Source organism: Myroides profundi, from assembly GCF_000833025.1.
GTDB lineage: Bacteria > Bacteroidota > Bacteroidia > Flavobacteriales > Flavobacteriaceae > Flavobacterium > Flavobacterium profundi_A.
Genome location: NZ_CP010817.1, coordinates 312,654 through 326,413, shown reverse-complemented (window position 1 = coordinate 326,413; position 13,760 = coordinate 312,654). Strand labels below are relative to the sequence as shown.

13 protein-coding genes are annotated in these 13,760 nt (G+C 36.1%); 8 read left to right on the top strand and 5 right to left on the bottom strand.

All coding sequences use genetic code 11. The features are described from left to right. Positions 1-77 precede the first annotated feature (77 nt). Positions 78-1,175, bottom strand: a complete 1,098-nt coding sequence (locus tag MPR_RS01485) for a DUF4369 domain-containing protein (RefSeq protein WP_041888564.1) — start codon at positions 1,173-1,175, stop codon at positions 78-80. Between the two features lie 508 nt (positions 1,176-1,683). On the opposite strand from MPR_RS01485, the gene MPR_RS01480 reads away from it, so the two are divergent. The 8 genes from MPR_RS01480 to MPR_RS01445 all read left to right on the top strand — a co-directional run bounded on the left by MPR_RS01480 (position 1,684) and on the right by MPR_RS01445 (position 8,093). Continuing rightward, positions 1,684-2,862 carry an acyl-CoA dehydrogenase family protein gene (locus tag MPR_RS01480; RefSeq protein ID WP_006262638.1) on the top strand — a complete coding sequence of 393 codons (1,179 nt, stop codon included), beginning with the start codon at positions 1,684-1,686 and terminating at the stop codon, positions 2,860-2,862. Positions 2,863-2,946: 84 nt separating this feature from the next. After that, entirely contained in the window at positions 2,947-3,717 is a 771-nt protein-coding gene (locus MPR_RS01475) for a DUF3050 domain-containing protein (RefSeq protein ID WP_041888563.1), read from the top strand. Between the two features lie 66 nt (positions 3,718-3,783). Next, the gene (locus tag MPR_RS01470) at positions 3,784-4,500 is read left to right on the top strand and encodes a 3-ketoacyl-ACP reductase (RefSeq protein WP_041888561.1); all 717 of its coding nucleotides are present in this window, start codon (positions 3,784-3,786) and stop codon (positions 4,498-4,500) included. A 155-nt stretch (positions 4,501-4,655) separates the two neighbouring features. After that, a complete protein-coding gene (gene mtgA, locus MPR_RS01465; RefSeq protein WP_041888559.1) occupies positions 4,656-5,375 on the top strand; it encodes a monofunctional biosynthetic peptidoglycan transglycosylase in 720 nt (239 codons plus the stop codon). Between the two features lie 75 nt (positions 5,376-5,450). Beyond that, positions 5,451-5,927 carry a hypothetical protein gene (locus MPR_RS01460; protein ID WP_006257621.1) on the top strand — a complete coding sequence of 159 codons (477 nt, stop codon included), beginning with the start codon at positions 5,451-5,453 and terminating at the stop codon, positions 5,925-5,927. Positions 5,928-6,104: 177 nt separating this feature from the next. After that, complete coding sequence (locus MPR_RS01455) at positions 6,105-6,578, top strand: Dps family protein (RefSeq protein ID WP_006257622.1); 474 nt, start codon at positions 6,105-6,107, stop codon at positions 6,576-6,578. A 98-nt stretch (positions 6,579-6,676) separates the two neighbouring features. After that, complete coding sequence (locus tag MPR_RS01450) at positions 6,677-7,267, top strand: DUF1684 domain-containing protein (RefSeq protein WP_041895103.1); 591 nt, start codon at positions 6,677-6,679, stop codon at positions 7,265-7,267. A gap of 70 nt (positions 7,268-7,337) precedes the next feature. After that, a complete protein-coding gene (locus MPR_RS01445; protein ID WP_041888557.1) occupies positions 7,338-8,093 on the top strand; it encodes an SDR family oxidoreductase in 756 nt (251 codons plus the stop codon). Between the two features lie 74 nt (positions 8,094-8,167). On the opposite strand, the gene MPR_RS01440 is transcribed toward MPR_RS01445, so the two are convergent. The 4 genes from MPR_RS01440 to MPR_RS01425 all read right to left on the bottom strand — a co-directional run bounded on the left by MPR_RS01440 (position 8,168) and on the right by MPR_RS01425 (position 13,713). After that, positions 8,168-10,273 carry a prolyl oligopeptidase family serine peptidase gene (locus MPR_RS01440; RefSeq protein WP_041895100.1) on the bottom strand — a complete coding sequence of 702 codons (2,106 nt, stop codon included), beginning with the start codon at positions 10,271-10,273 and terminating at the stop codon, positions 8,168-8,170. 134 nt (positions 10,274-10,407) lie between these two features. Further along, positions 10,408-10,941, bottom strand: a complete 534-nt coding sequence (locus tag MPR_RS01435; RefSeq protein WP_041888555.1) for a DUF4625 domain-containing protein — start codon at positions 10,939-10,941, stop codon at positions 10,408-10,410. Positions 10,942-11,014: 73 nt separating this feature from the next. After that, positions 11,015-11,347 carry a hypothetical protein gene (locus tag MPR_RS18075; protein ID WP_052472618.1) on the bottom strand — a complete coding sequence of 111 codons (333 nt, stop codon included), beginning with the start codon at positions 11,345-11,347 and terminating at the stop codon, positions 11,015-11,017. Further along, complete coding sequence (locus MPR_RS01425) at positions 11,347-13,713, bottom strand: TonB-dependent receptor (RefSeq protein ID WP_041888553.1); 2,367 nt, start codon at positions 13,711-13,713, stop codon at positions 11,347-11,349. The genes MPR_RS18075 and MPR_RS01425 overlap by 1 nt, the downstream gene beginning before the upstream one ends. Positions 13,714-13,760: the final 47 nt, after the last annotated feature.

Here is a 13,760-nt window from a genome sequence, read left to right as displayed (position 1 = left end):
CACAGCGAAAATATACGTAATCTTCTTGATGATAAAAGACTTTTGTCCTAGACTAATATATGTAACATCGTTTACTCCTATTTCATCAACGCTCTCAACTGCTCTTCAAAATCCTCTTCTAACCCTTTATCAAAAATCTTTAATAATCTCCCCTCCAAATTAAATAGTGCATAATATGGAGTTCCACTCATTCTGTATTTAGCAATTGTTGGGCTTTGCATTCCTCTTTTATCCCAAACTATTACACCGTGATCTCCTTTTAGACCTCTATACTTTTCAACACTATGTAAATCATTCTCTATACAATAAGTCACATATACTAACTTATCTTCTAACGCTTTTGCTAACTTTGAAGTTATTGGAACAGCCTGTTGACAAAAATAACAATAGGGTGAAGAGAAATCAAGTAACACATACTTTCCTTTAAAATAATCACTAAACGTTACTTCCTTTTCATTCATATCTAAAGCCGTAAAGTCATAATAACTACCTCCCTTCACTAACACTTTATTATCTATTAGAGCTTTTAAAAATACTATTGGATCAGTATTTTGATATTGACTATCTACTAAGTCATACAATTCTTTATAATGATTGGTATTAGTATCATGCATTATAAATCCAACCAAATAACGTCCATAATCCGTATTGATATTTTTCTTTAAAAACTCGTAGTCTAAGTCTTTTATCTTTTGCTCTATACGTAAGTATTCCACTTTGTATGGTGCCATCGCATTATCATAAGACATTCCACTATCTACTTCTTTAGACACCTTACTTTCGATAGTTTGGCGTTCAGTTCTTAATTCTCTAGTTAGTATCTCGCTCTCATATCTTAAAGTATCATACCTAGAACCTTTAGCTTGTAGACTCTTTAAATCGTCAAAGCGACCATCTATAGTCACTGTCTCATTTCCTAAGAAAAAAGAAGTATACTCATAATCATCCCCTTTCATGATAGACAAATATACAGGCGTAGGCGCTTTAACAATCTCTGCTTCTACTACGAATACCCCATCTATAGCTTTAAGCTCTATCTCTTTCTTGTCATAAGAGAGCATTAGTTTAGCCTCTTTAGGTATCCCAGTAATCTTACCAGTGATATGTAGTTTATCTTGAGCCATTATTCCTACAGAAAAGAATAATGCGATTAACATCATTAATTTATTATTCATTATTTAAGCGATTGGTTTGTTATTAATCTACAACGTATGGTTCAGAGGCATATTGCTGCCTTATTATGTCAATACTATTAAATCAAACATAAAGTACAAAGAAATACTATAGAAGCTATATACAATGAATACACCTATCACTCCTCCCCATTAACTAAAGAAACTGCTCTCATTTGGAGATAATACCCTCTCCTGCCTTTTTTAATCTAATTTGGAGAATGAAATAAAACATAAATAACTAACAATCAACAAATAACAATATTTAACTTTAAGTTTGTTTTGATAGTGTTCGATAATACCCAGTATTTACTTGGGATAAGAGGTAGTTTACCGAACTGTATTCAGGTTGTACCCGAACCATCTACTATAGATTAAGATAGAAATAAAGCATTATTTGTATAAAAATGACGTGTATTTGAATTTTTATATTCTCTTTTAGAGGTAAAAATTGGTCAATTCGAAATAATGTCTATTTTTGTTATACAACCACAAAAAACGATATTGATATATGAGACCAGATTTATTTCAGGCACCTGATTATTACTTATTAGACGACTTGTTAAGTGATGAACACAAGTTAATTAGAGATACAGCGAGAGCATGGGTGAAGAAAGAAGTTTCTCCTATTATAGAAGACTTCGCTCAACGTGCAGAATTTCCAAAACAATTAATACCAGGGTTAGCCGAGATAGGTGGATTCGGTCCTTATATCCCTACAGAATACGGAGGAGCAGGATTAGACCAAATTTCGTATGGACTAATCATGCAGGAGATCGAGAGAGGAGATTCTGGTATTCGTTCTACCTCATCAGTACAGTCTTCACTCGTGATGTACCCTATCTGGAAGTACGGTAATGAGGAGCAACGCATGAAGTACCTACCTAAGTTAGCGACGGGAGAGTATATCGGATGCTTTGGATTAACAGAGCCAGATCACGGTTCTAACCCAGGCGGGATGCTGACTAACTTTAAAGATATGGGAGACCACTACCTGCTAAATGGGGCTAAAATGTGGATCTCTAATGCTCCATTCGCAGACATCGCTGTAGTATGGGCTAAGAATGAAGAAGGACGTATACACGGACTGATCGTAGAGCGTGGTATGGAAGGCTTCACTACTCCGGAGACACATAATAAGTGGTCACTGAGAGCTTCGGCTACAGGGGAGTTAATATTCGATAATGTCAAAGTACCTAAAGCTAACTTATTGCCAAACAAATCAGGATTAGGAGCACCTCTAGGCTGTCTAGATTCTGCTAGATATGGTATCGCATGGGGAGCTATCGGAGCAGCTATGGACTGCTATGACACGGCACTTCGCTATTCGAAAGAGCGCATCCAGTTCGACAAACCTATCGGTGCGACTCAGTTACAACAAAAGAAATTAGCAGAGATGATTACAGAGATCACTAAAGCACAGCTATTAACCTGGAGATTAGGCGTACTGAGAGACGAAGGAAGAGCTACTTCTGCACAAATATCTATGGCTAAACGAAACAATGTCGCTATGGCATTAGACATCGCACGTGATGCGCGTCAGATGTTGGGAGGTATGGGTATCACAGGAGAATACTCTATCATGCGCCACATGATGAACTTAGAATCTGTAGTGACCTATGAGGGGACACATGATATCCACTTGTTAATAACAGGTATGGATGTGACAGGATTCCCTGCATTTAAGTAATAAATATCTTTATAGATAAACTTTATACAAAGAGCTTCGCCTTTCGGTGAAGCTTTTTTACTTTTGTACTAAATTTTAGAAGATATGACTATTCAAGAAATCAATGCACAGATAGCTGAAGAAAGAAATGCGTTACTTCAACACCCTCTTTATAATAAAATAAAGACTATCCCTCACTTATGTACATTTATGGAAGGGCATGTATATGCGGTATGGGATTTTATGTCATTGCTTAAAGCCTTACAACAACAATTGACTTGTACTACGACTCCTTGGTTTGCCTCAGAGTTTCCACAGACACGCTATTTGATCAATGAGATTGTACTAGCAGAAGAGTCAGACCTAGCCTATGATGGACAGCGTCTGAGCCACTTCGAGATGTACTTAGATGCTATGATAACGGCTAAAGCAGATACTACTGCTATCGAAGCACTTATCCGCACTCTTAAATCTGGAACACCTATCTTCGAAGCGATAGCACAGACAGACTTAGATGAAGGGGTAAAAGAGTTTTTAAACTTTACATTCAAGACTATCGAAGGGGGTAAAGCACATGAGATCGCAGCAGCCTTCACATTTGGTCGCGAAGATTTGATACCAGATATGTTTACTGAGATCTTAAAAGGTTTTCAACAAAACTTTCCTGAGACAGACTTGACAAAGCTAGTCTATTACTTCGAACGTCATATCGAACTAGATGGAGATGAGCATGGTCCGATGGCGATGAAGATGATTTCTGAACTATGTGGAGATGATCAGCAGAAGTGGCAAGATGTCATCACAATCTCTAAACAAGCACTAATAAAACGTTATAACTTGTGGAATTCTATCGAAAATTTTATAGATATCAAGTAAGTTTAACGTTTACAAAACACTAATATCTCATTAATTTACATATATTTACACAAAAGCATTAAAAACATGAAATTGAAAGGTAAAAACGCAATTATCACCGGAGGTGGAAGAGGATTAGGTAAAGCTACCGCTGTTGCTTTCGCTCAAGAAGGGATAAACGTTGCTATTACTGGTAGAAACGAGAAAACATTACAAGCAACTGTCACTGAGTTAGAAGCATTAGGAGTGAAAGCTACTTATGCGGTATTCGATGTGACTGATAAAGCAAAAGTAAAAGCTGAAATAGCTAAATTAATAGAAACATTAGGAGGAGTAGATATATTAGTGAACAATGCTGGTATATCAGAATTCGGAAAATTCACAGATATGTCTGCTGAGCGTTGGGAAGAGATTTTACTTACTAACGTGATGGGAGTGTATAATGTGACTAGAGAAGTACTACCTCACTTAATAGATCAGAATGAAGGAGATATCTTTAACGTAGCTTCTACAGCTGGTCTTAACGGAAATGCAACTACGTCTGCATACTCTGCGTCTAAATTTGCAGTGATCGGGATGTCTGAATCACTAATGAAGGAAGTGCGCAAAAACAATATTAGAGTATGTACGCTAACGCCAAGTACTATCGCATCAGATATGTCTATAGAATTAGGGCTTACAGATGGTAACCCTGATCATATCTTACAGCCAGAGGACTTCGCAGAGCTTATCGTAGCTACATTGAGATTACCTAGAAGAGCCATGGTTAAAACAGCATCGCTGTGGACAACTAATCCTCAATAAAATAGAAGGAGAGGTTTGACTCCTATTCTTTCTTATTACTTATTATGATTACAACCTAAACTCGCTATTTTGGCGAGTTTTTTATTGTATTATTTTTTTATTTAGCAACCGTTTTTTTATTTACTTTTGCGCCGATTTATATTCATTCTTTCGTCATGATACGAAAAATAACACGCTTCTTTTTAAAGCTAGCACTTCTCTTTTTTGGACTGAGTATTTTCTCAGTACTAGTCTTTCGTTTTGTCCCTGTACCTTATACCCCACTGATGTTTATCAGACTGTATGAACAGGTCAAAGATGGAAAACCAATGACACTACAACATAAATGGGTACCTCTAGATGAAATCAATGTCAATCTACAGAAAGCCGTGATCGCTAGTGAGGATGGACACTTCTTGACACATAATGGTTTTGATTTTAAAGCCATAGAGAAAGCAATGAAGAACAATGAAAAAGGCAAAAAAATCAAAGGTGGTAGTACCATCTCACAGCAGACTGCTAAGAATGTGTTCTTATGGCCTGGGCGTAGCTATATCCGCAAAGGCTTTGAAGCTTACTTTACAGTCCTGATAGAATTCCTATGGCCTAAAGAGAGAATCCTAGAAGTCTATCTGAATAGTATAGAGATGGGAGATGGTGTCTATGGAGCACAGGCTGCGGCAAAACATTGGTATAATAAAGATGCAAAGAACTTAACTGCTAATCAAGCAGCAGGTATCGCAGTGATCCTACCGAGTCCGAGACGATATAAAGCCAATAACTCCGGACCATATATCGCGAAAAGAAAGAACACAATCACGCGTTATGTGAACAACTTCGGACCTCTCGATTTTAATAAGAAAGAAGCTAATAAAAAAGAGAATAAGAAGAAGTAATCCTATTTTAACTATTTAAATTGCAGTATTAACATTGTTTTTTTATAACTTTGTTAGGAACTAAAATAAATTCCTATGAAAAAAGTATTGTTATCATTCGCAGTAGTTGGATTATTATTCGCTACTTCATGTAAAGACACAAAAGCTGAAGAAACAACTCCAGCTGTAGAAAACACAGAAGCTACAACAGAAGAATCAGCTGCTGTATCAGAATTTGAAAAAGCTAAAACTGAAGCTGAAACAAAATTAGCTGATGCTAAGAAAGCAGTAGAAGAAGCTGTTAAAAAAGGAGACAAAAAAGCTCAAGAAGAAGCTAACAAAGCTTTAGAAGCTGCACAAAAAACTTGGGATGACGCTAAAGCTAAATTCGAAGAAGTAAGCAAAAAAGCTGGTGATGCAGTAGAAAACGCTAAAGATGCTACTGAAGAAAAAGTAGAAGAAGTAAAAGACGCTACTGAGAAAAAAGTAGAAGAAGTGAAAGAAGCTACTGAAAAGAAAGCTGATGAAGTAAAAGGTGCGATGAAAGACGCAGCTGACAAACTAAAAAAATAGTATTTATAGAATACGGAAAGGAGCTCATAACGAGCTCCTTTTTTTGTTTACTCTTATAAGGACACTATAAATTTTATAGATATTTTTAATATCCTCATAAAGATAAACAATTACGTATCAATGGTATTACCTATTTTATTTTGTACATTTACATAGTAATAAAAAATCAGAAATACTATGAAAACAAATATCGGTCTTACAGACAACGCACGTCAATTCAATGCAGAAGTACTATCTAAATTATTAGCAGATGAGTTTATCCTTTACACTAAAGCGAGAAATGCTCATTATAACGTAACGGGGGTAGACTTCCATTCTAAACACGTATACTTCGAAGAACTATATACAGAACTAGCAGTGAATGTAGATGCTGTAGCAGAACGTATTAAAACACTAGGACACTATGCTCCTTCTTCTTTAAAAGATTACTTAAAACTAACTCACTTAACAGAAGAGAGAAAAACTACAGATACAGATAGTAAGTCTTGGATTGCAGAATTATTAATAGACTATGAGGTGATCGTATCCTTCATCAGACAGAATATAGATGCTATCGAAGAGTCTAATGATAAGAGTACTGCTGACTTCTTAATCGGCTTAATGGAAGCGCATGAGAAAACAGCTTGGATGCTACGTTCTCACTTAGGATAATCAGTGAAACAACATTATATCAAGGTTTGCCTTTTTTGGGCAAACCTTTTTTGTTACTTTTACCTCAAACAACAATAACCAATATGAAAAAGCTATTTATGTTGGGAGCAGTATTATCCCTACTAGTATCATGTTCTCAGCCTAAAACAGATATAGAAAGAGCAGAGGTATTCCAAAAAGAACTCAACAAAGAGTTTAGCGACTCTAAAACATCTCCATTACCTAAGGATGCGCTAAAGAAGTTTAAAGGACTTGATTTCTTCCCTATAACAGAAGATTATATTGTAGAAGCTAAACTAGTTCGTACACCAGACGAAAAGCCTTTTACGATGCCTACAACGACTTCGAATAAGCTGAATTATGTCAAATACGGAGAACTACACTTTACATTAGATAAAAAAGAACATAAAGTAGATGTCTTTCAGGATCTAGATATCCTAAAGAAAGAAGACTATGCTAATCACCTATTCTTACCCTTTACAGATCTTACTTCTGGAGTGACTACTTATGGTGGAGGTAGATATATAGATTTAGAGATACCAGAAGGAGACCTTATTACTCTAAACTTTAATCAGGCTTATAATCCATTCTGCGTGTATAACCCTAAATACTCATGCCCTATACCACCTGAACAAAACTTCATAGAAGTAGAAATAAATGCTGGTGTAAAAAATTATAAATACGAATAAGCAGAGTAGCAAGAAACGGATTGTGAGCAAGTAAGAGTCATGATACTTTTGGTTTTCTAAATACAGTAAAATGAAACTAAAAGGTAAAATAGCGCTTATCACTGGTGGAACTAGTGGTATCGGTAAAGCAACAGCACTCTTATTTATCCAACACGGTGCACAGGTCATCATCACAGGTAGAAATAAACATACTGTAGACAGTACAGTGGCAGAACTAGGTCATCAAGCTATAGGTATCGTCTCTGATGCTGGTAATATGGTAGACCTGATGCGTCTAGGTGAAGAGTTACGTCACTACACTTCTCGTTTAGACATTGTGTTTGTCAATGCTGGTTTTGGTAAATATGCTCCTCTAGAGCTAATAGACGAGACGCACTATGAAGAGATGTTCAATACTATCGTCAAGGGAACTCTATTCACTGTACAGCAGGTCTTACCCCTTATGTCTAGTGATAGCGCTATCGTGCTAAACACTTCTATCGTCACTGAAGTAGGGATGCAAAACTCTAGTGTCTATTCTGCTGCTAAAGCAGCTGTACAATCGTTCACTAAGACCTTTGCCTCAGAATTAATCGGTAGAGGAATACGCGTTAATGCTGTATCGCCAGGCCCTATCCAAACGAACTACTTCGACCGATCTAACTTATCTAAAGAGCAAGTAGACTCATTCACTACTTCCTTCGCACCACAGGTGCCAATACAACGCTTCGGTCTAGCGTCTGAAGTAGCAGAGGCAGTGATGTTCTTAGCTTCTGATGCCGCTTCATTCATTGTAGGTACAGAGCTAAGTGTAGACGGAGGTTTTCCAAAGATAAAAACATCATAAAGAAAAAGGATATAAATTAAAAAGGCGAGTCAAAATATTGACTCGCCTTTATTGGACTTAAAAACTGTTGTTTCCTATTTCAGTTTCTTGATACCCATATTGTATAATGTAAATGCTTGTAAGTCTACGTGCTCTTGTATTTGTTGAGCAATAGATTTACCTGCACCATGTCCTGCATTCGTTTCAATACGAATTAACATTGGATTATTACCTGTATTTTTAGCTTGTAACTCAGCTGCAAACTTAAAGCTGTGTGCTGGTACTACTCTATCATCATGGTCACCTGTTGTTACCATTGTAGCAGGGTATGCTACAGCTTTCACATTGTGTAGAGGAGAATATCCTTTTAAGTATTCGAACATCTCTTTGCTATCTTCTGAAGTACCATAGTCATATGCCCATCCTGCACCTGCTGTGAAAGTGTGGTAACGCAACATATCTAATACTCCTACTGCTGGTAAAGCTACTTTCATAAGATCAGGACGTTGAGTCATAGTAGCACCTACTAATAACCCTCCATTAGATCCACCTTTAATAGCTAAGAAATCAGATGAAGTATATTTATTGTCAATTAAGTACTGACCTGCAGCGATAAAGTCATCAAATACATTTTGTTTTTGTAATTGCGTACCTGCTACGTGCCATTCTTTACCATACTCTCCACCACCTCTAAGGTTTGGTACAGCATATACACCACCATTCTCTAACCAAATAGCATTAGCAATGCTAAATGAAGGAGTCAAGCTAATATTAAACCCTCCGTAAGCATATAGCATAGTAGGATTCTTACCATCTAACTTAAGACCTTTTTTATGTGTAATGATCATCGGTACTTTAGTTCCGTCTTTAGAAGTATAGAATACTTGTTTAGACTCATATTGAGAAGAGTCAAACTTCACTTTAGGTTGCTCATATACTTTAGACGTACCATCTACTGGATTGAAAGCATAGATACTTCCTGCAGTGATATAGTTCGTGAAAGAATAGTATAATGTAGTATCTGATTTTTTACCACCAAAACCACCAACAGTTCCAACTCCTGGTAATTCTACTACTCTCACTTTCTTACCTGTATAGTCATATTGCTCTACATACGCTACAGCATCTTTTAAGTAGTTAGCGAAGATATATCCAGCTCCTGTTGAAGGTGTCAATACATTCTTTGTCTCTGCGATAAAGTCAACCCAATTCGCTTGTCCTGGATTCTTAGCATCTACAGTTACTACTCTTGTGTTAGGTGCTTTATAATCTGTTACGATATATAATTTACCATCTTTACTATCTAATACTCCATTACTACTGTCGAAGTTATTTACTACAGTAACTATAGGGCTATTCGCTACAGTCAAATCTTTCACATAAAGCTCGTTTCCATAAGTAGAATTAGCAGCCGTAATAATTAAATATTTATTATCACTCGTCACTCCTCCACCTACGTAACGTCTCTTCTGATCTTTACCGAAGATTAGAGCATCCTCTTTCTGAGCTGTACCTAGTTTGTGGTAATATAATTTATGTTGATCTGTCTTTGCAGATAATTCACTACCTGTTGGTTTATCATAACTAGAGTAATAGAACCCTTCATTACCAAACCAAGAAACACCACTAAACTTCACATCTACTAATGTATCCCCTATCACTTGCTTTGTTTCTGCATCTAGCACGATAATCTTTCTCCAGTCACTTCCACCTTCAGAGATAGCGTAAGCTACTTTAGAACCATCCTCAGAGAAATCAACACTTCCTAATGATGTAGTACCATCTTTAGAGAATGTATTAGGATCTAAGAATACTTCTTCTTTACCAGCTTCATCTTTGCGGTATAAAATAGACTGATTCTGTAACCCGTCATTTTTAAAGAAATAAGTGTATTTACCTTCTTTAAATGGAGCACCGATCTTCTCATAGTTCCATGCCTCTTCCATTTGTTTCTTTAGGTCATCTCTAAAAGGAATCTGAGCTAAATAATCAAAAGTAACTTGGTTCTCTGCTTTTACCCAAGCAGCAGTTTCTTCTGATCTATCATCTTCTAACCATCTATATGGGTCAGCTACTTCTACACCGAAGTAAGTATCTACTACCTCACCTTTTTTCGTGTCTGGGTACTTTAGTTCTACATTTGCTTCTTCTGTAGCTCCTTGCTTACAAGAAACTATGATTGTAGCAACTAGTAAAGTCATAAGTGTTTTTCTCATAAATGTTTAAGTTAGTTATTGTTTTCTTAAAATAATAAGTTAGTAAATATATCCATAAAAAAATAAAGAGCAAGGAGGAATCCCCCTTACTCTCTATATATTAACATTATTTCCTATTATTAATGTGCATGATCGTGGTCATGACCACTGTCTCCTTGACCTGGATCAACGATTTCGATATTTCTAAACACCATAGATTGGTTACCAGCTTTATCAACTACCTTCACTACGAAGTGATAGTTTCCTCTTTTAGCATCTTTATCAATAACAATGTCATGTTGATGAACATGGTCATTCTTTTTACCAAAAATATCATCCCATGTACGATTGAATTTAAATGCTTTTCTACTATCATTTTCATGATCATGATCATCATGACGAACTTCTATACTCTGAATACTAACTCCTTTACCGTGAGTGTGTCCATCAAAATTATCATGAATATCAACATTGTAAGTTCCTAAAGCTACATTATCAGTAAGATCCATATCAAAATGGATATCTTTTCCTGCTTCTAATTTAGCTCCTTCTACTGGAGCATTTAGTATAATCACTGGTGGTTCTGTATCTACATTATCATCACCAGATGTACAAGACGTTAAAAACAATGAGCTAAGGATTGAGTAAAAAGCGATATATATTATAGTTTTCATATTTTTCTATTTTAGATATTAATAATTTGTGGGGACAAATATTTTATTGTGTGTTTGCGTGTGTGTGTTTGCGTTATCTTACTTTAACTATAGGAGGCCCTCTCTGATAGATAAAGTTATAGAATGTGTCAAAGCTATTGATCTTATACAGATCCATAACATAACTGTAAACTTGGGGTGTCCAAACATTCCAACGAAATAAGTCTATCGCTGTTAAGGGAGAAAGTTTGAATATATGTTGTTCACAGAAATGTATTGTATTACTATTGACATACTCTAAATCAGATGACCTCTTGCCAAACTCATGTTCTACAACTACGAAGTGTAGAACATTACTAATATGTGGTATAATAAATACCACTAGCATCAAAGTCAACCACAGAACACGAATGTTCTTGTTCTTCATTAGAATGGCACTTGAATCATTAATTGAATTGAACGACCTAGTTCTGGTATCTCAAGTGGTCTATAGAAACTCATGTGATTAAGAATCTTGCGATCTAATATATTCGTTGCTAATAGACTTGTTCTTGCTGCTACCTTTCCGATTTTGATAGTAGAAGTAAAACCTGCTCCTAAACTAAAAGAACTTGGGGTGATAGACTCTCCTTGAGCTATACGTTCTTGTTTAGCAAACCATTTACCATTCACAAATAATTCAGATTCTGTAAAGGCTTTCCAATTATTAAACTCATATTTCAGCTGACCAAAGAAGTTCATTGGTGGAGAAAATGGTAGAGGATAATTTCCTTTCTTACCGTTAGCTATCTGACGATTATAAATATATTCAAAAACACCCTCTGCTACGAAACTCTGTAAGAACCTTTGTTCTACTTTCCACTCAAATCCAGAAATAAAAGCTTGTGACTGTGAATATTCATAAATTTGTCCACTATCTGGTAAAACAGAGAACTTACCCGAAGGTCTTAAGAATATATAATTTGAAAAGAAATATGCATAAGGGCTAATAGACGTATTAAAATTCTCACTTGTATAACTAGCTCTTAAATCAAAAGCAACTCCTTGCTCTGGTTTCAGATTAGGGTTACCTTTCTCATGTCTGAAAGCACCATGGTGTACTCCATTAGAAGCCATCTCTATAGCTGTAGGGAATCTAAAATTAGTACCAAAAGTAGCAGCTAACTTAATCTTATCTGTATAATCAAACTTAGCCCCTATCATTGCATTAAAGCTAGTGAAGTCTTTATCTGTCTTATGACTACGCTGTGCATAATCTGCGGCAAAACTATGTGAGTGACCATTATCTCTTAAATAATCATACAATACATTATCATAGAAAGGCTTAATATGAATCTCTGCATAATCAGCACGTACTCCAGCCTCCCATGTAAAACGATCTGTAACAAAATGCTCATGTGTAGCAAATGCCCCTATACCAAAGCGATTAAACTTTGGCAATAAGAAACCATACCCTGCTATTGTATTATTTTGATAGGTATATTGAACACCTATTGTACTTTTATGATTATTGGGAGACAAATACTCATACTTAGCAGCGACATCAAATGTATTTAAATTAAACTCTAATTCTAGATTAGGGTTTACACTTGGTGCCTCTTGATTATCAAAGTGTGAGTGAAAAAGACTATTCTCCTGTCTCTTATTATTCTGAAATGACAGTAGAACATTAAATTTGCTGTTCTCAGTTAACTCATAACTAAAGTTATTCGTAACCTTAAAGTGATTTACACTTTGGTTAGGCAACTCTATATTACGATGATTTCCATCATCTGCTACAGCGGCAATACTAGGAAGACCATGTGCTCCAGGGAAAAACCCACTCTTATCGTACACATTACTCACACTTAGAATATTCTTCACCTTACCATTTACATACCCGATCTGTCCATATAAGGCTGTATTCTTACCAGCTGTATTCTTCATACGTCTTCCATAAATAGGAATATTCGTATTTAGGTAATAGATCTGATCTGTAGGTACTCTATAGTCACCATAGTCCTGAGCAGTAGCTTTAAACTTAAAGAAGAACTTATCTTCTCTAGCTTTGATTTGTAAAGAAGCACCATAAGAGTCATTCACAGTCTTACCAAAGATGGTAGCACTACCATTAAAAGAGTGTACCTCAGGTACCTTCTCATTATTAATCTTAATTACACCACCGATAGCATCACTCCCGTACTCGATAGCTCCTACACCTTTAATCACCTCTACCTCTTCTGTACTAAAAGCATCGATCTCCAGACCGTGATCAGCACCCCATTGTTGTCCTTCTTGTTTAGCTCCATTCTCAGCTACCGCCACACGGTTAAAGCCTAACCCTCTTATAACAGGTTTAGACGCACCAGCACCAATCACCATCGCATTCACTCCAGGAACATTCTCTAATGTCTTAGCCAATGAACCTGAGAAATTCTCAACTAACTTTTGGTTGCTTATTTTTTCTGTATTCTTGATCGTTTGGACTCCTTTAGAAGAGACTACCACCTGGTCTAGGACAGTATTATCTTCCTTAAGATGAAAATCTAGTGTCAAGTCTTTAGTCACATTTAGCTCCTGACGAATGCTCTGATATCCAATAAACTGTATCTGAAAATCAACCTTACCTTCCTTAACAGACTTGAATATAAATTGTCCATTAAGATCCGCTACAGAAACTTGATCCCCTAATTGTATCGTACTCCCTACTAAAGCTACACCATACATATCTGATACCTTACCCGCAACAGTAAACTGCTGTGCATAAGCACCAATAGTAGCCATTAGCGAAAGTACAAGAATAAAAATTCTCATTAATTCTCTAATATTTTAATTGTACATAAATAACTAACCTCTATACA

Bases quoted from the DNA above. Each gene is read 5' to 3' on its own strand.
- MPR_RS01460 (WP_006257621.1), top strand. From the start codon at position 5,451: ATGAAAAAAGTATTGTTATCATTCGCAGTAGTTGGATTATTATTCGCT.
- MPR_RS01470 (WP_041888561.1), top strand. From the start codon at position 3,784: ATGAAATTGAAAGGTAAAAACGCAATTATCACCGGAGGTGGAAGAGGA.
- MPR_RS01425 (WP_041888553.1), bottom strand. From the start codon at position 13,713: ATGAGAATTTTTATTCTTGTACTTTCGCTAATGGCTACTATTGGTGCT.
- MPR_RS01485 (WP_041888564.1), bottom strand. From the start codon at position 1,175: ATGAATAATAAATTAATGATGTTAATCGCATTATTCTTTTCTGTAGGA.
- MPR_RS18075 (WP_052472618.1), bottom strand. From the start codon at position 11,347: ATGAAGAACAAGAACATTCGTGTTCTGTGGTTGACTTTGATGCTAGTG.
- mtgA (WP_041888559.1), top strand. From the start codon at position 4,656: ATGATACGAAAAATAACACGCTTCTTTTTAAAGCTAGCACTTCTCTTT.
- MPR_RS01445 (WP_041888557.1), top strand. From the start codon at position 7,338: ATGAAACTAAAAGGTAAAATAGCGCTTATCACTGGTGGAACTAGTGGT.
- MPR_RS01440 (WP_041895100.1), bottom strand. From the start codon at position 10,273: ATGACTTTACTAGTTGCTACAATCATAGTTTCTTGTAAGCAAGGAGCT.
- MPR_RS01475 (WP_041888563.1), top strand. From the start codon at position 2,947: ATGACTATTCAAGAAATCAATGCACAGATAGCTGAAGAAAGAAATGCG.
- MPR_RS01435 (WP_041888555.1), bottom strand. From the start codon at position 10,941: ATGAAAACTATAATATATATCGCTTTTTACTCAATCCTTAGCTCATTG.
- MPR_RS01455 (WP_006257622.1), top strand. From the start codon at position 6,105: ATGAAAACAAATATCGGTCTTACAGACAACGCACGTCAATTCAATGCA.
- MPR_RS01480 (WP_006262638.1), top strand. From the start codon at position 1,684: ATGAGACCAGATTTATTTCAGGCACCTGATTATTACTTATTAGACGAC.
- MPR_RS01450 (WP_041895103.1), top strand. From the start codon at position 6,677: ATGTTGGGAGCAGTATTATCCCTACTAGTATCATGTTCTCAGCCTAAA.